Origin of the sequence: Rhizobium sp. CRRU65, assembly GCF_048551595.1 — a bacterium.
Classification (GTDB): Bacteria; Pseudomonadota; Alphaproteobacteria; order Rhizobiales; family Rhizobiaceae; genus Rhizobium; species Rhizobium leguminosarum_J.
The window spans coordinates 1-1,924 of the sequence record NZ_JBLYZH010000043.1; the positions used below are offsets into that span (position 1 = coordinate 1).

A 1,924-nucleotide genomic window follows, 5' to 3' on the forward strand; every position below is an offset into this window, starting at 1 on the left:
GCGCTGGCAACGACATCTATGTGGTCGACAATGCGAGTGACGTTGTCGCCGAGAACGCCGCTGCGGGGACCGACACCGTGCGGACGACACTGGCGAGCTACACGCTTGGCAGTGATGTCGAGAACCTCACCTATATCGGAACGACGAACTTTGTCGGCACCGGGAACGATCTCGACAATGTAATTACAGGGGCGGCTGCCGCTGATACGCTTTCCGGTGGCGCCGGCCATGACACGCTGAATGGCGGGGCAGGCGCCGACACGCTGACCGGCGGAGCGGGCGACGACACCTATATCGTCGACAATGCCGGCGACAGCGTTGCCGAGAACGCCGCCGCGGGAACCGACACGGTTCGCACGACCCTGACAAGCTATACGCTTGCCGCCAATGTCGAGAACCTCGCCTATATCGGAACTGGTACGTTTGCCGGGACAGGCAACGCGCTGAACAACGTCCTGGCTGGAGGTGCCGGGGTCGACACGCTAAATGGCGGTATGGGCGACGACACCTATGTCATCTCCACCGGTGACATTGTCATCGAGAATGCCGATGAGGGTATCGACACGGTGCAGACGAATCTGACCGCCTATACGCTGGGGGTCAATGTCGAGAACCTCACCTATGGCGGTACGGCCGCGTTTGCCGGCACGGGCAATGCGCTCGACAACATCATCGAGGGCGGTGTCGTTGCCGACAAGCTCACTGGCGCTGGCGGCAACGACACATTGATTGGCGGTGCTGGTTCCGACACGATGTCAGGTGGGACGGGTGACGACATTTATGTCGTCGATATCGCGACCGACCTTGTGATCGAGAATGCGAACGAGGGGACAGACACGGTCCAGACGTCGCTTGCAGCCTACTCGATCGCTGCACTGATCAATGTCGAGAACCTGAGCTACACGGGATCGGCCAACTTCACCGGCACCGGCAATGCGCTCGCCAACACGATCACCGGTGGCGCCGGCAATGACACGCTGAATGGCGGGGCAGGCTCCGACACGATGATCGGCGGTGCGGGCGACGACACCTATATCGTCGACAATGCCGGCGACAGCGTTGCCGAGAACGCCGCCGCGGGAACCGACACGGTTCGCACGGCCCTGGCAAGCTATACGCTTGACGCCAATGTCGAGAACCTCACCTATATCGGAATCGGAACGGCAGCCTTTGCCGGCACCGGAAACGATCTCGACAATGTAATCACAGGGGCGGCCGCCGCTGATACGCTGTCAGGCGGCGACGGCAACGATACGCTGAATGGCGGGGCAGGCGCCGACACGATGATCGGCGGTGCGGGCGACGACACCTATATCGTCGACAATGCCGGCGACAGCGTTGCCGAGAACGCCGCCGCGGGAACCGACACGGTTCGCACGATACTGGCCGCCTACACACTGGGAGCCAATGTCGAGAACCTCATCTATGTCGGAACGGCAGCCTTTGTCGGGACAGGTAATAGCCTTGCCAACACGATCACTGGTGGTGTCGGTAATGACATCCTGAATGGCGGGGCTGGTGCCGATAGCTTGATCGGGGGAGCGGGCAGCGACATCTATATCGTCGATGATCTGGCCGACGTGGTCACCGAAGGGCTGAATGAAGGAACCGATCTGATCAGGACGGTGCTTTCTTCCTATGCCTTGACCGGTATTGCCAATGTCGAAAACCTGGCTTTCATTGGCAGCGGCGATTTTATCGGGACTGGAAACAGTCTCGCCAACACGATCATCGGCGGCGCCGGCAACGATCTGCTGGACGGTGGTGCCGGCAACGACACGCTGGCAGGCGGTGCTGGAAACGACATCTATGTGGTCGACACTGCGAGCGACGTCGTCATCGAGTTGGCCAGTGCCGGCACCGACGAAATCCGCACGGCGCTTGCAGCCTATTCGATCGCTGCACTGATCAATGTCGAGAACCT

1 protein-coding gene is annotated in these 1,924 nt (G+C 60.8%); it reads left to right on the forward strand.

Annotation, left to right across the window (positions count from 1 at the left end; genetic code table 11):
• Window positions 1–1,924: beta strand repeat-containing protein (locus ACM5SV_RS36550; RefSeq protein ID WP_419425527.1), on the forward strand; the 1,924-nt coding region annotated here is incomplete at both ends.